This window comes from Cryobacterium arcticum (assembly GCF_001679725.1).
Taxonomy (GTDB): Bacteria; Actinomycetota; Actinomycetes; order Actinomycetales; family Microbacteriaceae; genus Cryobacterium; species Cryobacterium arcticum_A.
The window spans coordinates 1,306,896-1,326,467 of record NZ_CP016282.1; the positions used below are offsets into that span (position 1 = coordinate 1,306,896).

Below are 19,572 nucleotides of genomic sequence, written 5' to 3' on the forward strand. Positions count from 1 at the left end.
CACGCCCAGGTAATTGGGCGTGGGCTCACGCCGATGTCGGCGCTCGGCGGTACCGTGGAACACATGGCTACGAGCACTAAGTCGACCGGGCGTGCCCGCAGCACCCCTGCGCGCGGCACCGGAACGACCCCGCGCGGCAAGGCCGGCAGCACCGCGACCCAGAAGACCGTCAAGTTCGCCCCGACGGAAACCAAACCGAGCGTCTTCGTTCGCATGTGGATGGGCCTGGCCCACGTCGCCGGCGGCGCCGCACGCGCTCTCGGCCCCGAGCAGCTCTCCAAGGAAGAGCGCCGCGACGGTCTGCCCTTCTTCCTCGTTCTCCTCGCCATCGCCGGAGCGGTGATCGAGTGGTTCCTGATCAACGACCCGGTGGCACAAACCCTGGACGCCTGGACCTTCGGCGGCCTGTTCGGCCGGGTCGCCTTCGCCCTGCCGGTGATCCTGATGCTCTTCTCGATCTGGCTGTTCCGCAACCCGAGTTCGGTGCATGACAACGGTCGCATCGGCATCGGCCTGTCTTTGCTGCTGGTCACGGTGTCAGGCCTGTGCCACATCTTCGGCGGCCAGCCGACACCCAGTCAGGGCGTGGAGGTGCTCGCCCTCTCCGGCGGTGTCATCGGCTGGATGATCGCGGCGCCGCTGATCTTCCTGATCACCACGATCGGGGCGGCCATCGTCGTCATCCTGTTGCTGATCCTCAGTCTCTTCATCATCACCAAGACCCCGCCGAACAAGATCGGCGAACGCAGCCGGGAACTCTACGCCTGGCTCTTCGGCGCCCCGCTGCCGGCCCCCGAGGAACGTGCGGCCGCCAAGGAGGCGCGCCACGAGCGCATCCAGGCCCTCAAGACCAAGCAGATCGAACTCGACGGCCTCGAGGCCGAGAACGACGACGAGACCGACGAGGCCGCGCTGCCCTGGTGGCGGCGCAACACCAGCAAGCGGGAGGAAGACCCCGACTTCTCCAGCGCCATGTCGTCCGACTCCGACGACCCCACACCGCCGGCCGCCGACCCGCTCAGCACCCTGCTCAACCATGGTGCGGATGCGGCGAAGGGCGGCTTCGACAGCGCCCTCGAGTCCCCGCGGGAACCCGTGCAGCAGGACCACTACGGCACCGAGGTGCTGGAGGACCTGCTCAAGGCCGAGGAAGCCATCAAGCGCTACACCGGGGAGGTCGACGCTCTCCCACACGCCACCGGCCTGGCCTCGGACGACCCCGCGGGCCTCACCGAGGTGATCCCGGCCCTGGACGAGCTCGACCAGGCCGCCACCGCCGTGGACCGCAGCGTCGATGAGTACGAATTCGGCGAGCAGCCGGCGCTGCCCTACGTGCTGCCGTCCGCCACCACGCTCACCGCCGGCCCGCCTGCCAAGGCCCGCTCGGCCGCGAACGACGAGATCGTCAAGTCCATCACCGAGGTGCTCAGCCAGTTCTCGGTGGATGCCCGCGTCACCGGGTTCTCCCGCGGACCCACGGTCACCCAGTACGAGATCGAACTCGGCCCGGGCGTCAAGGTCGAACGCGTCACGGCGCTGAGCAAGAACCTGTCCTACGCCGTCGCCTCCAACGAGGTGCGCATCCTCTCGCCCATCCCGGGCAAGAGCGCCATCGGCATCGAGATCCCCAACACCGACCGCGAGATCGTCACCCTCGGTGACGTGCTGCGCTCCACGACCGCCACCAACAGCACCCACCCGATGACCATCGGCGTGGGCAAGGACGTCGGCGGCGGGTTCGTCATCGCCAACCTCGCCAAGATGCCCCACCTGCTCGTGGCCGGCTCCACAGGCTCGGGTAAGTCCAGCTTCGTCAACTCGATGATCACAAGCCTGCTCATGCGGGCCAAGCCCAGCGACGTGCGCATGGTACTCATCGACCCCAAGCGCGTCGAGCTGGCAGCCTACGCCGGCGTCCCGCACTTGATCACGCCCATCATCACCAACCCCAAGAAAGCCGCCGAAGCGCTGCAGTGGGTCGTGAAGGAGATGGACATGCGCTACGACGACCTGGCCAGCTTCGGCTTCCGGCACATCGACGACTTCAACAAGGCCGTGGTCAACAACGAGATCGTGCTGCCGGCCGGCAGCGCCCGCAAGCTCAAGCCCTACCCGTACCTGCTGGTGGTGGTCGACGAGCTCGCCGACCTCATGATGGTGGCCCCGCGCGACGTCGAAGACTCCATCGTGCGCATCACCCAGCTGGCCCGCGCGTCCGGCATCCACCTGGTGCTGGCCACCCAGCGCCCCAGCGTCGACGTCGTCACGGGCCTGATCAAGGCCAACGTGCCCTCCCGGCTGGCGTTCGCCGTCACGAGCGTCACCGACTCCCGGGTCATCCTCGACCAGCCCGGCGCCGACAAGTTGATCGGCCAGGGCGACGCGCTCTTCCTGCCCATGGGCGCCTCCAAGGCCCTGCGCGTGCAGGGCGCCTGGGTCAACGAAGCCGAGATCGAGAAGGTCGTCAAGCACGTCACCCAGCAGGCCCGGCCCGACTACCGGCCCGACGTCTCGGCCGAAGCGCCCCGCAAGGAGATCGACTCCGACATCGGCGACGACCTCGAGGTTCTGCTCGCCGCCGCGGAACTCGTGGTGTCCACCCAGTTCGGCTCCACCTCCATGCTGCAGCGGAAGCTCCGGGTGGGCTTCGCCAAGGCCGGCCGCCTGATGGACCTGCTCGAGTCCCGGGAGATCGTCGGCCCGTCCGAGGGCTCCAAGGCCCGCGATGTGCTCGTCACGGCAGAACAGCTGCCGGCCGTGCTGGCCAAGCTGCGCGGCTCGGATGCCGAGCACCACGCCGCCACCGCACGCACCCAGTTCGAGGAGTCCCAGCGGGCGCAGGCGCACGAGCAGCCCGAGCCCGACCCTCGCTACGCCGACGACCCGGTGGCGAAGATGAGTGAAGGGTACGCTGAGGAAGAAGGCCACTCGGACGAGGACGCCTGGCAACTCACCGACAGGGACTGATCATGGCGAACACCACCGGTGGAAGCAACTGGAACCTGCCCAACCTCATCACCATCGTGCGCATCCTGCTGGCACCCGTGTTCTTCTGGATGCTGCTGGCCGACAACGGCGCGGACGGCGCCCTCCGCTGGTGGGCCGCCGTGCTCTTCATTGTGGCGATCGCCACCGACGGCGTTGACGGCGCGATCGCCCGCCGGTACAACCTGGTCACCGACCTGGGCAAGCTGCTCGACCCGATCGCCGACAAGATCCTCACGGGCGCGGCCCTGATCGGCCTCTCGATCCTGGCCGAGCTGCCCTGGTGGGTCACCATCATCATCCTCGTGCGTGAGATCGGGATCACGGTGTTCCGATTCGTCATGCTCAGCGACCGCGTCATCCCCGCCTCCCGGGGCGGCAAGCTCAAGACCATCATGCAATCCGTGGCCATATCACTGGCCTTGCTGCCGCTGTGGCTGCTCTTCGGCGACTGGATCCACTGGGTCAACGGAATCGCCATGACCATCGCCGTGGTCCTCACCGTCTACACGGGCGTCGAGTACCTGGTCGCCGCCCGCCGGGAGAACCGGCAGCCCAAGCCCTCCGCCCAGGCCTGAGCACTCATGTCGCCCTCGCCCGAGTCGTCCTCGCGCACCCGGCCCGCCGGTGACGCCGACGTCGCCGAGTCCGCTGAGTCCGTGCAGACCGACGCCGCGGCCGCCCTGGTCGCCCTCCTGACCTCCCGCCACCTCACCATCGCTGTCGCGGAGTCCCTCACCGGCGGCCTGCTCGTGGCCGAGCTTGTGCGCATCCCGGGCGCATCCGCCGTCGTGCTCGGGGGAGTGGTCGCCTACCAAACCGCCCTCAAGCACACCCTGCTGGGAGTCGACGACGAGCTGCTGGCCGGCGAGGGCGCTGTGCACCCCGAAGTCGCCCGGCAGATGGCCACCGGCGTGAGAGACGCCCTGGCGGTCGACGGCCGCGCGGCCGACATCGGACTGGCCACCACGGGGGTCGCCGGCCCCGACGAGCAGGATGGCCGCCCCGTCGGCACGGTCTATCTGGGAATCGCGATCGGGGATAAGGTGCGGGCCATACCGCTCCACCTCACGGGGGACCGGGGTCAGATCCGCGCGCAGACCGTGTATCGCGCACTTGAAGCTGTGTGTCAGCTGATGGAATCTGGAAAGCTGGAATTCACGGAATAGTTAGTGTTACCGGTGGGTTACAGAACACATATTCACAAGAAAAGTCCAGTCATCCTCGGTAATCTCGAGGTGTCGGATGGATAAGGTACTGTTGGCCATCCGCCACACGAAACTGACCGGTTGAGTGGGCCCCAGCAGTTCAGACAGCACGAAGAAGGAGGTTCCGATGATTCTTGTTCGTCAGGAAATCGGCGATGTGCTCAGGGACTTCCGCCTGCAGAAGGGGCGCACGCTGCGTCAGGTTGCGAGCAAAGCCAGTGTGGCCCTGGGCTACCTGTCCGAAGTGGAGCGCGGTCAGAAAGAAGCCTCATCTGAGATTCTGGCCTCCGTTGCAGAGGCGTTGGAGACCCCGATCTCGGTCATCATGCGTGAAGTCGGCGACCGTTTGGCCGTGATCGAAGGAATCGACAGGTTCCCCGACACCGTGCCCGACGAGCTGGTCGCCAAGTTCGACGCCAGCATGATGGTGCGCTGAATCGGCCACCATCGGTTGACCCATCTAGAGCGTATTAACCCAGAACAGCAGAGCGCGCCATGCGATTGAGCGAATTCCGCCAAGCCCTGAAAGACGAGTTCGGCGAGAGTTATGGCCGGGTCCTCACCAGGGACCTGGTGCTCGGTCCGCTCGGCCGCACGGCCGACCAGGCTCTCGCGGGCGGTGTCCCCGCCCGGGACGTCTGGTTGGCCCTCTGCGATGAGACGGATGTGCCGCCCGCCCGGCGCCACGGTGCCGGTCTGCCGCCGGCCCGTAGCTGAGCGGCGCGACGCACTGCCCTCCGGCAGCGGCACCCACCCACGGCAGCGACATCATGAATCTCGAACGGCCCGGACCTCCACCCGGGCCGTTCGTCGTTTCGGCGGGCGGCCAGGCGCGGACACCAGGGATTCGAACACCGGGTATCCGACACGCCCCGCGAGCGTCGAATACGTGTTCGGTTATTGGTAGGCTCCTCCACAGTAGAAGTCGAGGACGGGTTATCCACCGTCGCGGTGTAGCCCGGCCAGTGTCGGAGGCGCCGCGTACAGTCGGGCTCGTCAACGACCTGCGCACCTGCCTTGTCGAGGACGGTCGCCGGGTTCCTCCCGGTGAGCGAAACGACAGCCTATAGGCGCCACGCGCACGACCCAAAGGAGCACACCATGGCATCAGCAGCAGACCGCGAGAAGGCACTCGACACCGCCCTCGCCCAGATTGACCGCCAGTTCGGCAAGGGCTCGGTCATGCGCCTCGGCAGCGACGAGCGCGCACCCGTCGAGACCATCTCCACCGGGTCGATCGCACTGGACGTCGCTCTCGGCATAGGCGGGCTGCCCCGTGGCCGCATCGTGGAGATCTACGGCCCGGAGTCCTCGGGTAAGACCACCCTCACCCTGCACGCCATCGCCAACGCGCAGAAGAACGGCGGGATCGCCGCGTTCATCGACGCCGAGCACGCCCTCGACCCCGAATACGCCAAGAAGCTCGGCGTCGACATCGACGCCCTCCTCGTCTCCCAGCCCGACACCGGTGAGCAAGCGCTCGAAATCGCCGACATGCTCGTGCGAAGCGGCTCGATCGACCTCATCGTGATCGACTCCGTGGCCGCCCTGGTGCCCCGCGCCGAGATCGAGGGCGAGATGGGCGACTCCCACGTGGGTCTCCAGGCCCGCCTGATGTCGCAGGCCCTCCGCAAGCTCACCGGTGGCCTCAGCCAGACCAACACCACCATGATCTTCATCAACCAGCTGCGTGAGAAGATCGGCGTGATGTTCGGCAGCCCGGAGACCACCGCGGGTGGAAAGGCGCTGAAGTTCTACGCGTCCGTGCGTCTGGACATCCGTCGCATCGAGACCCTCAAGGACGGCACAGAGGCCGTCGGTAACCGTACGAGGGTCAAGGTCGTCAAGAACAAGATGGCACCGCCCTTCAAGCAGGCCGAATTCGACATCATCTACGGCGTCGGCATCTCCCGCGAGGGCAGCCTGATCGACTTCGGTGTCGACCAGGGCATCGTCAAGAAGTCCGGCGCCTGGTACACCTACGACGGCGACCAGCTCGGCCAGGGCAAGGAGAACTCGCGCAACTTCCTGCTGCGCAACCCCGACATGGCCAACGAGATCGAGACCAAGATCCTCAACAAGTTGGGTGTGGGCGCCGAGGGCAAGGCTGCCAAGAAGGCCACCGACGACGCTGCCACCGCCGCGGCGGCCGCCGAGGCCGCGGCCAGCGGCCTGGCCACCGGCACCGACGGTGCCAAGGTCGCCTCGATCGCACCCAAGGCCGGCGCGCGGAAGGGCGCCTAGCCACCATGGTGCACTTCGAAGCCTCACCTGAGCGCTCCGCGGGTCGCGCCTCCGATCGTGACGGCCTGGCCCCGGTGACGTACCTGCCGGGCGCCAGCCCCAACGATGAGGCGGATGCCGCCGCGGACGATGCGGCCGACGAGCGCGACCACGCCGAAAAGCTGCTCCTGCAGCGGCTGCGCGGACGGTCATTGTCGGTCGTCGAGGCGGAGAAGCTGCTGCGCTCCACCGACATCGACGAAGAGGCCGTGCAGGAGATGCTGGAGCGGTTCACCGAACTGCACTACCTCGATGACGAGAAGCTCGCCGACCAGATCATGCACAGCCACCACGAGCGCAAGGGGCTGGGGCGCAGCGGCGTCTCGGCCGAAATGCGCCAGCGTGGGCTGGGCGCCGAGCTGATCGCCGAGAAGCTCGAGGAGATGCCCGATGACGAGGCGGAACGTGCCACTGAGCTCGCGCTCAAGCGCGTGACGCAGCTGGACCGCTTCGACGACGCCACCATCGATCGCAGGCTCACCGGCTTCCTGATGCGCAAGGGCTACGCCTCGTCCGTCGTGCGCGACGCCGTCAAGGCCGCCCTGGCGTCCCGGCGTGGTTCCGGCCGGGCCTCAACGGTGCGCTTCCGCTGATTCGGCCGGCCGCGCGCAAGCGTAAGCTGAGGGAACTATGAGCAGCGTCACCGCACCATCCCTGGCCACCCCGTCGTCCCTCGACCCGTCGCCGCACACGACGACAGTCATCGCTCCGTCGTCGGCGGCGAGGGACGACGCCGGCCGGGCGCGCACCTACGAGGTGCGTACCTTCGGCTGCCAGATGAACGTGCATGACTCCGAACGGCTGAGCGGCTCGCTCGAGGCCGCCGGGTACGTGTCCGCGGCCGGCGCCGAGGCCGACATCGTGGTGATCAACACCTGCGCCGTGCGGGAGAACGCCGACAACAAGCTCTACGGCAACCTCGGCTACCTCGCCTCGGTCAAGCGCAAGCACGCGGGCATGCAGATCGCCGTCGGTGGCTGCCTGGCCCAGAAAGACAAGGCCACCATCCTGGCCAAGGCCCCCTGGGTCGACGTGGTGTTCGGAACCCACAACATGGGGTCGCTGCCCAGCCTGCTCGAACGGGCCCGGCACAACGGCGAGGCGCAGCTCGAGATCCTCGAGTCCCTGGAGACCTTCCCGTCTACCCTGCCCACCAAGCGCGACTCCAGCTACAGCGGCTGGGTGTCCATCTCGGTCGGCTGCAACAACACCTGCACCTTCTGCATCGTCCCGGCCCTCCGCGGCAAGGAGAAGGACCGCCGCCCCGGCGAGATCCTCGCCGAAATCCAGGCACTGGTCGACGACGGCGCCATCGAGGTGACCCTGCTCGGCCAGAACGTGAACTCCTACGGCGTCGAGTTCGGCGACCGTCTGGCCTTCGGCAAGCTGCTGCGCGCGGCCGGCCAGATCCAGGGGTTGGAGCGCATCCGTTTCACCAGTCCGCACCCTGCCGCGTTCACCGACGACGTCATCGACGCCATGGCCGACACCCCCGCCGTGATGCCGCAGCTGCACATGCCGCTGCAGTCGGGCTCCGACCGGGTGCTCAAGGCCATGCGCCGCTCCTACCGCTCCACCAAGTTCCTCGGCATCCTCGAGCGCGTGCGCGCTCAGATGCCGGACGCGGCGATCAGCACCGACATCATCGTCGGCTTCCCCGGCGAAACCGAGGAGGACTTCCTCGAGACCATGCGGGTCGTCGAAGAATCCCGGTTCGCCACAGCCTTCACCTTCCAGTACTCGATCCGCCCGGGCACGCCGGCCGCCACCATGGCCGACCAGGTGCCCAAGGCCGTGGTGCAGGACCGCTACGAGCGGCTGATCGCCCTGCAGGAACGCATCTCCTGGGAGGAGAACAGCAAGGTGGTCGGCCGTGAGGTCGAACTGCTCGTCGCCAACGGTGAGGGCCGCAAGGACTCCGACACCCACCGGCTGAGCGGGCGCGCACCCGACAGCCGCCTGGTGCACTTCGATGTGCCCGCCGGCTCCGACCTGCCCCGCCCCGGCGACATGGTCACCGTCACGGTCACGCAGGCCGCGCCGTTCCACCTCATCGCTGACCCCCTCGACGGCGCGCCGCTGCGCATCCGCCGCACCATCGCCGGGGATGCCTGGGACCGCGAGCAGGCCGAGTCCTGCGGAGTGCCCACCCCGGCCGGCTCCACGGGCGGTGCCGTGTCCCTCGGCCTGCCCACCCTGCGGGTCGGCGGCCCGGCCGGCACCGGCCTCAACCTCAGCAACCTCAACCAGCACGGCGGCGCCACGACCATCCCGATCTACCCGGTCGACGACGCGGAACGCTGAGCCGCGTGCTCGTCGTCATCGTCGGCCCAACGGGTACCGGCAAGTCCGACCTGTCCCTCGACCTTGCCGAACGGCTGCAGAACGCCGGTCGACCGGCCGAGATCGTCAACGCCGACGCGATGCAGCTCTACCGGGGCATGGACATCGGCACCGCCAAGCTTCCCGTCGCCGAACGGCGCGGGGTGCCGCACCACCTGCTCGACGTGCTCGAGGTGTCGGACGAGGCGACCGTGGCCCGCTATCAGGTCGAGGCCCGGGCAGCGATCACCGGCATCGTCGAGCGCGGCGCCGTACCCATCCTCGTCGGTGGCTCCGGCCTCTACGTGTCCTCGGTGGTCTACGACTTCCAGTTCCCCGGCACCGATGCCGCACTGCGTGCCCGTCTGGAGGCAGAACTCACCGCCCAGGGCCCCGGCATGATGTACGAACGATTGAAGGCCGTGGACCCCGGCTCGGCCGCCCGCATCGGCGCCAGCAATGGCCGCCGGCTGGTGCGCGCCCTCGAGGTCGTCGAACTCACCGGTGCACCGCAGGCGGCCGTGCTGCCCGGCGACCCGGCCTACTGGATGCCGGCCGTCACCCTCGGCCTCCGCCTGCCCCGGGAAGTGCTCACACCCCGACTGGACGCCCGGGTCGAGCGGATGTGGGCCGCCGGCCTCGTCGACGAGGTGCGCGGCTTGCTGCCCGCCGGGCTGGAAACCGGCATAACGGCCAGCCGAGCCATCGGCTACGCCCAGGCCCTCGGCCAGCTGGGCGGCACCCTCAGCCAACCCGAGGCCGTGGAAGCCACCCAGCAGCTCACCCGGCGCTACGCCCGGCGCCAGGTGAGCTGGTTCAAGCGCGACCCGCACACGCACTGGATCGACGCCGACGACGCCGACCGGGTCGACCAGGCCGCGCGCCACCTGCCCGTGCTCTGACGGCCCCGCCCGCCCGAGTCCCTAAACTGATCAGATGAGCATCGATCTCCACTTCACCAAGGGCCACGGCACCGGCAACGACTTCGTGCTCATCGCGGATCCGGACGGAACCCTCGACCTCACGCCGGAACAGATCCAGGGCATCTGTGACCGCCGCTTCGGCGTGGGAGCCGACGGCATCATCCGCGCCGTGCGCTCGGCCAACCTCGCGGCGGGCGCCGCGGCGCTGGCCGAGGACGACACCGCCGAGTGGTTCATGGACTACTGGAACGCCGACGGCACAGTCTCGGAGATGTGCGGCAACGGCATCCGCGTCTACACCCGCTTCCTGCTCGAGCAGGGCCTCGTCGAGCTGGGACCCGGGGAGACCCTGCCCATCGGCACGCGCAGCGGCGTGCGTGACCTGCAGCGCAACGCCACGGGCTACCAGGTGGACCTGGGCCGCTGGCGGCTGGAGCCGGGGGAGACCCTCGTGCGGGCCAAGAACCTCGCGGTGGCCCGGCCGGGCCTCGGCATCAACGTGGGCAACCCGCACGTCGTCGTGGCTCTCGCCGACGCCGACGAGCTCGAGAGCGCCGACCTCACCTTCATTCCGCAGCTCGACCCCGAGCCTGCCGACGGTGCCAATGTGGAGTTCGTCCTGCCGCACGACCCGCTCGTGGTCGACGGCGTGGGCCGCATCCGGATGCGAGTGCACGAACGCGGCAGCGGCGAAACCCTCTCCTGCGGAACCGGCGCCGTCGCGGCCGCGCTGGCCACCCGGCACTGGGCCGGCGCCGGCGCCCCCAACCAGTGGCGTGTTGAGGTCCCCGGCGGTGTGCTGGGCGTGCGCATGTTCCCCACCGAGGACGGCGAGCACGTCTCGCTCTCCGGCCCCGCCGAACTCGTCTTCGACGGCACCCTGCACCTCGGTTAACCCGCGGCCCGGCTTGCGGAACGCACCCATTCCGTCGGTCGAGCTTGTCGGACGTTGGTCGAGCTTGTCGGACGTTGGTCGAGCTTGTCGGACGTTGGTCGAGCTTGTCGAGACCCGGTGGCGCTTCGCGCTCGGGTGGTCGGCGGAAGTGCACTGCCTGAGGAGATTCGGCGGGCTGACCTGCGGAACGCACCCATTGCGTTGGTCGAGCTTGTCGAGACCTGGTGCGCGGATCTCGAGGCACGTCGAGTGGTTTACTTCGACAAGCTCAGCACAAGTCGACAGGCTCGACCGGCGACGGGGGCGCGACGTGCAGGCACGTCACGAGGGCTCGACCTCGCGGGGCGGGCTCGCGGGGGAGTCACGCGGGCTTGTGGGTGCGCAGGATGCGGAAGCCCTTGTCCATCGCGTAGCGGGAGACCTCGAGGGTGTCGGGGAACTCGTCGGCGAGCCAGCGCTGCAGCGAGTCCGAGCCCAGGTTGCGCTGCACGACGAGCCAGGCATCCGTACCCGGGGTCAGGCGGGGCAGCCAGTGGCTGAGCATGGCGTGCAGCTCGGCCTTGCCCACCCGGATGGGCGGATTCGACCAGATGCCGGCGAACGACACCGACTCGGGAACATCCGCGGGCAACACGGCGTTGATGTTGGTGAGCCCCAAGTTGGTGGCGTTCAACCGCACCAGTTCGAGGGCTCGCTCGTTGACGTCCACGGCCCAGACCGTGGCCGAGGGATCGGCGAGGGCCAGGTGCAGGCTGATCGGGCCCCAGCCGCAGCCGAGGTCCAGGATGTCGCCGCCGCCGGAAGGTTCGGGAGCCTCACGCATCAGCACCTTGGTGCCGGTGTCGATGTGTTCGGGGGAGAAGATCGCGTTCGCGGTCGTGACCTCGCGGATTGCACCGGCGATCTTCACGGTGATCTGCCGCAATTTCAGGTCGCTGCCCGGAGCCGACGAGAAATAGTGTTCGGAAGCCATACAACGAACTTATCGAAAGAAGAGGAACTAGAGTTAAAGCAATGACTGAATCAACCGCTCCACACGACGATGACGATGTAGTTGCGCGCGTGCTGGCCAGCGCCGAGAGCCGTTCGTCCGGCTACTCCCTCTTCGCCAGCGGATCGGCGCAGGCCCTGCAGGCCCGCCCGGCCGACGGCGGCTTCGACGGCGGCGACCACGACGGCGAACAGACCGAGCGTGAAGACCGCAACGCCCTGCGCCGTGTCGGTGGGCTCTCCACCGAACTCCAGGATGTCACCGAGGTCGAATACCGCCAGCTGCGCCTCGAAAACGTGGTGCTGATCGGCGTCTACTCCGCCCGCAGCCTGCTCGACGCCGAGAATTCCATGCGCGAACTCGCCGCCCTGGCCGAGACCGCCGGCGCCACCGTGCTCGACGGCCTGTTGCAGCGCCGTGCCACCCCCGACCCCAGCACGTATCTCGGTAAGGGCAAGGCGCTCGAACTGGCATCCATCGTGGCCGCGCTCGGCGCCGACACCGTGATCGCCGACTCCGAACTCGCGCCCAGCCAGCGGCGTGCCCTCGAAGACGTGGTCAAGGTGAAGGTCATCGACCGCACCGCCGTGATCCTCGACATCTTCAGCCAGCACGCCAAGAGCCGGGAGGGCAAGGCGCAGGTCGAACTCGCCCAGCTCGCCTACCTGCTTCCCCGCCTCCGCGGTTGGGGCGACTCGATGTCCCGCCAGGCCGGTGGCCAGGTCGGTGGCACCGGAGCCGGCATGGGCTCGCGCGGACCCGGTGAGACGAAGATCGAACTCGACCGTCGCCGCATCCACACGAGGATGTCCCGGCTGCGCAAGCAGATGATCGAGATGAAGCCCGCCCGCGAGGCCAAGCGGGCCAACCGCAAGCGCAACGCGGTGCCCTCCGTGGCCATCGTCGGGTACACCAACGCCGGCAAGTCCAGCCTGCTCAACCGCATCACCAAGGCCGGGGTGCTCGTCGAGAACTCCTTGTTCGCCACCCTGGACGCCACGGTGCGCAAGTCCAGCACCGCGGACGGCCGGCTGTACACCTTCACCGACACCGTCGGTTTCGTGCGCAACCTGCCGCACCAGTTGGTGGAGGCATTCCGCTCCACCCTCGAGGAGGTCGCGGACTCCGACGTCATCATCCACGTCGTCGACGCTTCACACCCCGACCCGGCCAGCCAGCTGGCCACGGTGCGCGAGGTCATCGGTGAGGTCGGCGCCAGCGCCATCCCCGAGCTGGTCGTGTTCAACAAGAGCGACCTGGTCAGCGACGACGACCGCCTCGTGCTGCGCGGACTCTCCCCACAGGCGATCTTCGTCTCGGCGCGCTCCGGCGAGGGTATCGACGCTGTGCTCACGGCCGTCGAGACCATGCTTCCCCGCCCGGAAATCCGGCTCGACCTGCTCATTCCCTATGACCGAGGTGACCTCATCCCGATCCTGCACGGCCAGGGCAAGGTGCTCGCGCTGGACTACGCCGAGACCGGCACGCTCGTGACGGCGCTCGTCTCGCCCGGCATCGAGGCCCAGTTCACGCCCTTCGTGGTGGCACCGGCCGTCACCGCCTAGTACCCGTTCCGCCCGCCAGGCGGCCCCGTGTCTCCCCGGAGACGCGAGGGCCGCCTCTCGGCGTTTAATGGCCCCATTATGGCCGCGAACGTAACATTCGGCTATGCGGATGCGCGCCGCTGAGACCCGTTGTTAGAGTCATCTCATTCGTTGCCGGGAGCACCATCCGCCCGGCATGGAGCGACAGCCGAGCCCGGCACCCGCCCGCGATCGACCGCCTGTTTGTCACGCCGGCGGTCCGCGGCCGCCCGGCCCTTCGAGTTGTACCGACCATGCCGAATGAGGAACCATGAGCGCAGCCGTTGCGTCCACAGGTGCAGACCCTGCCTGTCCGCCCTCCACCCCGTTCTCGTTCGAGTTGTACCCGCCCAAGACGGATGCCGCCACGACGGCCCTGCACTCCACCATCGACACCCTGGCCGCGGCCGGCCCCGAGTTCATCTCGGTGACCTACGGCGCCAGCGGCTCCTCCCGCACCTCGTCCCTCGACGTACTGCGCTACATCCGCACGGCAACCCGGGTGGACCCGATGGCGCACCTGACCTGCGTGGGGTCGTCACATGCCCAGGCCAGCAGCCTGATCCGCGAGTTCCTCGACGCCGGCGTGCGCAGCTTCCTCGCCCTGCGCGGGGACCCGCCGGCGGGATCGACCGAGGGTGACGCGTTCCTCGGCGACCTGCACAGCGCCGGCGAGCTCGTGCAGCTGATCCATCGGGTGCAGGCCGAACGGGTGCCCTACCAGGAGACCCCGATCCCCGGCCTGCCTCAGGCCCGCGCGGTCAAGACCGAACGCGAGCATGTGCGTATCGCCGTCGCCGCGTTCCCGAACGGGCACCCACGCTCGCGCTCCACGGCCCAGGACATCGACACCCTGCTGGCCAAGCAGGCCGCCGGCGCGAACCTGGCCATCACCCAGCTGTTCTTCCACGCCGACCACTACCTGAGCTTCATCCAGCGGGCCAGGGAGGCCGGCGTCGAATTCCCGATCCTGCCCGGCATCATGCCGGTCACCAGCCCGGGCCGGCTGCGGCGCATCCTCGAGCTCTCCGGCGAGGAGCTGCCCGCCGAGCTCTCCATCCAGCTCGAGGTGGAGCCCACCGCCCAAGGCCAGCGGGAGATCGGCATCAGCCATGCCGCCGCGCTGGCCAAGAAGCTCATCGCGGGCGGCGCTCCCGGCCTGCACCTCTACGCCTTCAACCAGCACGAAACCGTGCTCGCCGTACTCGACCGGGCGGGGGCGCTCGCGCCCGCCGCACCGCTCGCCACATCCCAGCTCCCGCCCCCGACCATTGCCCCCACCAGCCCCGCTGCCGGCACCCCTGCCGGTACCCACCCCACGAAGGACTCCTGATGACCACCACCGCTTCCGCCTTCCCCACCGGAACGATCCTCGGCTACCCGCGAATCGGGCGCCGCCGAGAACTCAAAAAGGCCGTCGAAGCGTTCTGGGCCGGCCGGATCGACGCCGAGGAGCTCGAGGCCGCCGCCGCGGCCCTCCGCAACACCACCCGGGAACGACTCGTGAGCCTGGGCCTGGGCCGCACCGACTCGTCGATCCCGGAGAGCTTCTCCTACTACGACCAGGTGCTGGATGCGGCGGTGACCGTCGGCGCCATCCCCGCCCGGTTCGCTGACCTCGTCGACGCCGCCGGCCACCTCGACCTGGCCGGCTACTTCACCCTCGCGCGCGGCGCCGGAGAGAACCTGCCGCTGGAGATGACCAAGTGGTTCGACTCCAACTACCACTACCTGGTGCCGGAGATCGGCCCGGAGACCACCTTCTCCCTCGCCAGCGACCGCATCGTGCGCGAGTTCGACGAAGCCGTGGCCGCCGGATTCCTCACCCGCCCGGTCATCGTCGGCCCGGTCACCTTCCTGCTCCTCGCCAAACCGTCGAGCGACGCTCCGGCCGGGTTCCACCCACTCGACCGCCTGGACGACCTGCTGCCCGTCTACGCCACCCTGATCGAACGCCTCGCCGCTGCGGGCGCCGAGTGGGTGCAGCTGGACGAACCCGGACTCGTCAGCGAGAGCATCGACATCCCGCGGGACGCCGCCCTGGCGGCCCTCGCACGGGCGTACGCGGTGCTCGGCGCGGTCCAAAACCGGCCAGCCCTGTTCGTGGCGGCACCGTACGGCAGCCTGGATGACGCGCTGCCCGTGCTGGCCGGCTCCGCGGTCGAGGCCATCGGGCTCGATCTTGTGCGCGGCACGGTTCCCACCAGCGCGGCCGGGCTGGGCGAAACCGTCCTCGTCGCCGGCGTGATCGACGGCCACAACATCTGGCGCGGCGACCTCGCGGCGGCCTTCGAAACCGTCGGCCGGCTCAGCGCACTGAGCGACAAGATCGCCGTCTCCAGCTCGACCTCCCTGCTGCACCTGCCGCACGACGTGACCGACGAGAGCAAGCTCGGCGCGGACCTTCCCGGTTGGCTCGCCTTCGCCGACCAGAAGATCGGCCAGGTCGCCACCCTCGCCCGCGGCCTCACCGAGGGCCGGGCGGCCATCCAGGCCGACCTCGACGCGGCCACGGCTTCTCTCGCCGCACGCCGGGTGTCACCGGGGGTACGCGACGGTGCCGTGCGCGCCCGGCTCGAGTCGCTCACCCCGGCCGACTTCAGCCGCGGCGACTACGAGACCCGGGTCGCCGCACAGGAGGCCGTGCTCGACCTGCCACCGCTGCCGACCACGACGATCGGGTCGTTCCCGCAGACCGGGGAGATCCGCCGTGCCCGCGCCCGCCTGGTCTCCGGTGAACTCGCCCCCGCCGACTACCAGGAGCTCATGCGCGCCGAGATCGGCCGGGTCGTGCAGCTGCAGGAGGACCTCGGCCTGGACGTGCTCGTGCACGGAGAACCCGAACGCAACGACATGGTGCAGTATTTCGCCGAGAACCTCGACGGCTTCACCGTCACCGAGAACGGATGGGTGCAGTCCTATGGCAGCCGGTGCACCCGCCCGTCGATCCTCTGGGGCGACGTGTCCCGCCCGGCGCCGATCACGGTGGAGTGGTCCAGCTACACCCAGAGCCTCACCGAGAAGCCCGTGAAGGGGATGCTCACCGGGCCGGTCACCATCCTGGCCTGGTCGTTCGTGCGTGACGACCAGCCGCTGGGGGAGACCGCCCGCCAGGTGGCGCTGGCGTTGCGCGACGAGATCGGCGACCTGGAGGCCGCGGGCATCCAGGTCGTGCAGGTCGACGAGCCCGCCCTCCGGGAACTGCTGCCGCTGAAGAAGAAGGACCACGCGGACTACCTGGACTGGTCGGTGGGGTCGTTCCGGCTGGCCACGGCCGGTGTGGCCGACGCGACGCAGATCCACACCCACCTCTGCTACTCCGAATTCGGCGTCGTCATCGATGCCATCCGCAACCTGGATGCCGACGTGACCAGCATCGAGGCGGCGCGATCGAAGATGGAGGTCGTGGCGGACATCCAGACCAGCGGCTTCGACCACGGCATCGGCCCGGGCGTCTACGACATCCACTCGCCGCGGGTACCCGGCGTGGCCGAGATCACCGAGCTGCTCGAGCGGGCCCTCGAATCGATCCCCGCCCGCCAGGTCTGGGTGAACCCCGACTGCGGGTTGAAGACCCGCGGGTACGCGGAGACCGTCGAGTCGCTCCGCAACATCGTGGACGCCACCCGCGCCGTGCGGGCGACGCTGGTCTGATCCCGGCAGCGCACCCAGCGCACCGAACACGAAAAGGCCCGGCTCCCCGTGGTGGAGCCGGCCTGTTTCGTCCAGGGGAGCTGGCTAGACCGACCGGAGCACGGCGACGACCTTGCCGAGGACCTCGGCGTAGTCGCCCAGGATGGGCTCGAAGTTGGTGTTCCGGGGCAGCAGCCAGGTGTGGCCGTCGCGCTGGCGGAACACCTTGACGGTGGCCTCACCGTCGAGCATCGCGGCGACGATCTCGCCGTTCTCGGCCGTCTTCTGCTGGCGGATGACGACCCAGTCGCCATCGCAGATCGCGGCGTCGATCATCGACTCACCGACCACCTTGAGCATGAACAGCTCGCCCTTGCCCACCAGCTGGCGGGGGAGCGGGAAGATCTCGTCGATCTGCTGGTCGGCCATGATCGGGATACCGGCGGCGATACGGCCGACGAGGGGCACCATCGCCGCGTCACCGACCTGGATGCCGGCCTGATAGTCGTCGGGTGCGCCGGGCACGACATCGTCGCCGGACTGGGGGACCTCGATGAGCACCTCGAGCGCGCGCGGCCGGTTCGGGTCGCGGCGCAGGTACCCGCTCAGCTGCAGCTGGTGGAGCTGGTGCGTCACGCTCGACAGGGACGAGAGGCCCACGGCGTCGCCGATCTCCCGCATGCTCGGCGGATACCCGCGGTCACGCACCGAGCGCTGGATGACGTCCATGACGGCGCGCTGTTTATCGCTCAGGGTCTTGCGGCGCCGCGTGGTGCCTTTATCCCGAGGTGTGCTCTGCTGGGCCACGTTGTCGCTCCTCTGCTTGGTCTGGCGGTGAGTAGGTCTGGCTGGTGAGGCCGGTCGGCCGATGATTCCTGCTGGCCGGTGGGTCTTCCCGGCTGGCGATTCCGGCCGGCGATCTGCTGCTGCGAAGGCCTGCTGGAGCCAATGTCGGAGGTCTCTGTTTGAGTACAGCTACCAATCGAAACTGTAGCCAAACAGCGACGGTTTCTAGACATGCATTCGAGTGTGTTGCCGAATCCGTCTATATATTATCCGCAAACAGGGTTGATTGTTCGAACATTCGAAGTTATATTCGGAACATAGATTCGCATCCGGCCCTCCCGGCCGAGGGCCGGATGCGTTACCAGGAGGTCTGACATGAGCGCAGCATACGCACTAAAGCCCGGTTCGGGTACCGGAGGTTCGAACACTTCTCGCCCGAACGCCCCACGGCTGAGCATCGTCGGCGACAGCCGCGAGCACGCCACCCAGTTCGCATCCGCCCCGCGCACCCACCTGCGGCTCACCCGCCGCGGCCGGATCGTCTTCACGACCCTCGCGGCACTGCCGCTGGTGCTCGGTTCCATCGTCGTCGCCGTCAACGGCGGCGTCGCTGCCGCAGAGGGCACGACCGGAGTCGGAGCGGCAGCGTTCGACTACGTCACCATCGAATCCGGGCAGTCGCTCTGGCAGCTGGCCGAGTCCATCGCCCCCACCCAGGACCCGCGCGACGTGATCGCCGACATCGTCAACCTTAACCAGCTGCCGTCCGACGCCGTGCAGCCCGGCCAGCGCCTGGCCCTCCCCGCCGGCTACTGAGCCGACACCTCCCGGCAGCCGCCGGGAGAGGGCACCCGCGGCGCAACTAAGCTTGTTCGGGTGACCAGCCTCGACGACCTGCCCCTGCGCGCCAACCTCCGCGGACAAATCCCTTACGGTGCACCGCAGTTGCACGTACCGGTGGCGCTGAACGTGAACGAGAATACCCACCCGATTCCGCCGGCTGTCGCCGCGGACATCGCGCAGGCCCTCGCCGCAGCGATCCTGACCGTGAACCGCTACCCCGACCGGGAGTTCACCCAGCTGCGCGACGACCTCGCCGGCTACCTCGGCCACGGCCTCACCCGCGACAACATCTGGGCGGCCAACGGCTCCAACGAGGTGCTGCAGCAGGTGCTGCAGGCCTTCGGCGGACCGGGCCGGTCCCTGCTCGGCTTCGCGCCGACCTATTCGATGTACTCGATCCTCGCCTCCGGCACCGATACCCGCTGGATCGCCGGCGGCCGGGACGCCGACTACGAGTTGTCCCCGGAGACCGCCGCGCGCTGGGTGCGCGAGACCTCGCCCGACATCGTTTTCCTCTGCTCCCCGAACAACCCCACCGGAACACCCCTGTCGCTGGCCACGATCGAAGCGGTCTACGACGCCACCGACGGCATCGTCGTGGTCGACGAGGCGTACGCCGAATTCGCCCCCGCCGGCACGGAGAGTGCGCTCAGCCTGCTGCCCGGGCGTGAACGCCTGCTGGTCTCCCGCACCATGAGCAAGGCCTTCGCCTTCGCGGGAGTGCGCCTGGGCTACCTCGCCGCCGACCCGGCCGTCACGGATGCGCTCCGCCTGGTCCGCCTGCCCTACCACCTGTCCGCGCTCACCCAGGCGGCGGCCGTGGCCGCGCTCGCCCACACCGGCGAGATGCTCGCCATGGTCGATGACATCCGGGTGCAACGCGACCGCCTGGTGGCCGAACTCAGCGCCCTCGGCTTCAACCCGCTCCGCAGCGGCAGCAACTTCGTGCTCTTCGGCGGGGTCACCGACCCGCACGCCACCTTCGAAGCTCTACTCGCCGAGGGAATCCTCATCCGCGACGTCGGCATCCCCGGTCACCTGCGCGTATCGGCCGGCACAGAAGCCGAGACCAGCGCCTTCCTGGCGGCCATCGCACGGCTGCGCCCGGCAGCCGAATAAA

17 protein-coding genes are annotated in these 19,572 nt (G+C 68.8%); 15 read left to right on the top strand and 2 right to left on the bottom strand.

What is annotated here, in order from left to right; all coding sequences use genetic code 11:
- Positions 1–63 precede the first annotated feature (63 nt).
- The 10 genes from PA27867_RS05795 to dapF all read left to right on the top strand — a co-directional run bounded on the left by PA27867_RS05795 (position 64) and on the right by dapF (position 10,616).
- Positions 64–2,967 carry an FtsK/SpoIIIE family DNA translocase gene (locus tag PA27867_RS05795; protein WP_066599216.1) on the top strand — a complete coding sequence of 968 codons (2,904 nt, stop codon included), beginning with the start codon at positions 64–66 and terminating at the stop codon, positions 2,965–2,967.
- 2 nt (positions 2,968–2,969) lie between these two features.
- Positions 2,970–3,563 carry a CDP-diacylglycerol--glycerol-3-phosphate 3-phosphatidyltransferase gene (gene pgsA, locus PA27867_RS05800; protein ID WP_066594353.1) on the top strand — a complete coding sequence of 198 codons (594 nt, stop codon included), beginning with the start codon at positions 2,970–2,972 and terminating at the stop codon, positions 3,561–3,563.
- A 6-nt stretch (positions 3,564–3,569) separates the two neighbouring features.
- Entirely contained in the window at positions 3,570–4,154 is a 585-nt protein-coding gene (locus tag PA27867_RS05805) for a CinA family protein (RefSeq protein WP_084020745.1), read from the top strand.
- Between the two features lie 166 nt (positions 4,155–4,320).
- On the top strand, positions 4,321–4,629 hold the full coding sequence (locus PA27867_RS05810) for a helix-turn-helix domain-containing protein (RefSeq protein ID WP_066594354.1): 309 nt from the start codon (positions 4,321–4,323) through the stop codon (positions 4,627–4,629).
- Between the two features lie 59 nt (positions 4,630–4,688).
- Positions 4,689–4,910 carry a DUF3046 domain-containing protein gene (locus PA27867_RS05815; protein ID WP_066594358.1) on the top strand — a complete coding sequence of 74 codons (222 nt, stop codon included), beginning with the start codon at positions 4,689–4,691 and terminating at the stop codon, positions 4,908–4,910.
- A gap of 384 nt (positions 4,911–5,294) precedes the next feature.
- Positions 5,295–6,437, top strand: coding sequence for a recombinase RecA (gene recA / locus PA27867_RS05820; protein WP_066594360.1), 1,143 nt, complete (start codon positions 5,295–5,297; stop codon positions 6,435–6,437).
- 5 nt (positions 6,438–6,442) lie between these two features.
- Entirely contained in the window at positions 6,443–7,069 is a 627-nt protein-coding gene (locus PA27867_RS05825; RefSeq protein ID WP_084020747.1) for a regulatory protein RecX, read from the top strand.
- Positions 7,070–7,106: 37 nt separating this feature from the next.
- Positions 7,107–8,780 (top strand): tRNA (N6-isopentenyl adenosine(37)-C2)-methylthiotransferase MiaB, encoded by a 1,674-nt coding sequence (gene miaB / locus PA27867_RS05830; protein ID WP_084020749.1) that lies wholly within the window; start codon positions 7,107–7,109, stop codon positions 8,778–8,780.
- Positions 8,777–9,700: a tRNA (adenosine(37)-N6)-dimethylallyltransferase MiaA gene (miaA, locus tag PA27867_RS05835; protein WP_066594362.1), complete on the top strand. Its 924-nt coding sequence runs from the start codon at positions 8,777–8,779 to the stop codon at positions 9,698–9,700. Before miaB ends, miaA begins: the two co-directional genes overlap by 4 nt.
- A gap of 34 nt (positions 9,701–9,734) precedes the next feature.
- Positions 9,735–10,616 carry a diaminopimelate epimerase gene (gene dapF / locus PA27867_RS05840; RefSeq protein ID WP_066594364.1) on the top strand — a complete coding sequence of 294 codons (882 nt, stop codon included), beginning with the start codon at positions 9,735–9,737 and terminating at the stop codon, positions 10,614–10,616.
- Between the two features lie 361 nt (positions 10,617–10,977).
- On the opposite strand, the gene PA27867_RS05845 is transcribed toward dapF, so the two are convergent.
- Entirely contained in the window at positions 10,978–11,589 is a 612-nt protein-coding gene (locus tag PA27867_RS05845; RefSeq protein WP_066594367.1) for a class I SAM-dependent methyltransferase, read from the bottom strand.
- Positions 11,590–11,630: 41 nt separating this feature from the next.
- Here PA27867_RS05845 and hflX point away from each other — a divergent pair, with 41 nt between their 5' ends.
- From hflX to metE, 3 genes are all read left to right on the top strand, one after another.
- The gene (gene hflX, locus PA27867_RS05850; RefSeq protein WP_066594369.1) at positions 11,631–13,172 is read left to right on the top strand and encodes a GTPase HflX; all 1,542 of its coding nucleotides are present in this window, start codon (positions 11,631–11,633) and stop codon (positions 13,170–13,172) included.
- A gap of 289 nt (positions 13,173–13,461) precedes the next feature.
- Positions 13,462–14,523: a methylenetetrahydrofolate reductase gene (locus PA27867_RS05855; RefSeq protein ID WP_084020751.1), complete on the top strand. Its 1,062-nt coding sequence runs from the start codon at positions 13,462–13,464 to the stop codon at positions 14,521–14,523.
- Positions 14,523–16,844 carry a 5-methyltetrahydropteroyltriglutamate--homocysteine S-methyltransferase gene (metE, locus tag PA27867_RS05860; protein WP_066594370.1) on the top strand — a complete coding sequence of 774 codons (2,322 nt, stop codon included), beginning with the start codon at positions 14,523–14,525 and terminating at the stop codon, positions 16,842–16,844. The genes PA27867_RS05855 and metE overlap by 1 nt, the downstream gene beginning before the upstream one ends.
- A gap of 84 nt (positions 16,845–16,928) precedes the next feature.
- Here metE and lexA read toward each other — a convergent pair whose 3' ends face one another.
- A complete protein-coding gene (gene lexA / locus PA27867_RS05865; protein ID WP_236900901.1) occupies positions 16,929–17,552 on the bottom strand; it encodes a transcriptional repressor LexA in 624 nt (207 codons plus the stop codon).
- 432 nt (positions 17,553–17,984) lie between these two features.
- Here lexA and PA27867_RS05870 point away from each other — a divergent pair, with 432 nt between their 5' ends.
- Both PA27867_RS05870 and PA27867_RS05875 read left to right on the top strand, forming a co-directional pair.
- A complete protein-coding gene (locus tag PA27867_RS05870) occupies positions 17,985–18,425 on the top strand; it encodes a LysM peptidoglycan-binding domain-containing protein (protein ID WP_157109137.1) in 441 nt (146 codons plus the stop codon).
- A gap of 60 nt (positions 18,426–18,485) precedes the next feature.
- Positions 18,486–19,571 (top strand): histidinol-phosphate transaminase, encoded by a 1,086-nt coding sequence (locus PA27867_RS05875; protein ID WP_066594375.1) that lies wholly within the window; start codon positions 18,486–18,488, stop codon positions 19,569–19,571.
- The last annotated feature ends 1 nt before the right edge of the window (position 19,572 follow it).

Excerpts from the sequence above, each read along its gene's own strand:
- PA27867_RS05795 (WP_066599216.1), top strand. The coding sequence starts at position 64 with ATGGCTACGAGCACTAAGTCGACCGGGCGTGCCCGCAGCACCCCTGCG.
- pgsA (WP_066594353.1), top strand. The coding sequence starts at position 2,970 with ATGGCGAACACCACCGGTGGAAGCAACTGGAACCTGCCCAACCTCATC.
- PA27867_RS05805 (WP_084020745.1), top strand. The coding sequence starts at position 3,570 with ATGTCGCCCTCGCCCGAGTCGTCCTCGCGCACCCGGCCCGCCGGTGAC.
- PA27867_RS05810 (WP_066594354.1), top strand. The coding sequence starts at position 4,321 with ATGATTCTTGTTCGTCAGGAAATCGGCGATGTGCTCAGGGACTTCCGC.
- PA27867_RS05815 (WP_066594358.1), top strand. The coding sequence starts at position 4,689 with ATGCGATTGAGCGAATTCCGCCAAGCCCTGAAAGACGAGTTCGGCGAG.
- recA (WP_066594360.1), top strand. The coding sequence starts at position 5,295 with ATGGCATCAGCAGCAGACCGCGAGAAGGCACTCGACACCGCCCTCGCC.
- PA27867_RS05825 (WP_084020747.1), top strand. The coding sequence starts at position 6,443 with ATGGTGCACTTCGAAGCCTCACCTGAGCGCTCCGCGGGTCGCGCCTCC.
- miaB (WP_084020749.1), top strand. The coding sequence starts at position 7,107 with ATGAGCAGCGTCACCGCACCATCCCTGGCCACCCCGTCGTCCCTCGAC.
- dapF (WP_066594364.1), top strand. The coding sequence starts at position 9,735 with ATGAGCATCGATCTCCACTTCACCAAGGGCCACGGCACCGGCAACGAC.
- PA27867_RS05845 (WP_066594367.1), bottom strand. The coding sequence starts at position 11,589 with ATGGCTTCCGAACACTATTTCTCGTCGGCTCCGGGCAGCGACCTGAAA.
- hflX (WP_066594369.1), top strand. The coding sequence starts at position 11,631 with ATGACTGAATCAACCGCTCCACACGACGATGACGATGTAGTTGCGCGC.
- PA27867_RS05855 (WP_084020751.1), top strand. The coding sequence starts at position 13,462 with ATGAGCGCAGCCGTTGCGTCCACAGGTGCAGACCCTGCCTGTCCGCCC.
- metE (WP_066594370.1), top strand. The coding sequence starts at position 14,523 with ATGACCACCACCGCTTCCGCCTTCCCCACCGGAACGATCCTCGGCTAC.
- lexA (WP_236900901.1), bottom strand. The coding sequence starts at position 17,552 with ATGGACGTCATCCAGCGCTCGGTGCGTGACCGCGGGTATCCGCCGAGC.
- PA27867_RS05870 (WP_157109137.1), top strand. The coding sequence starts at position 17,985 with ATGAGCGCAGCATACGCACTAAAGCCCGGTTCGGGTACCGGAGGTTCG.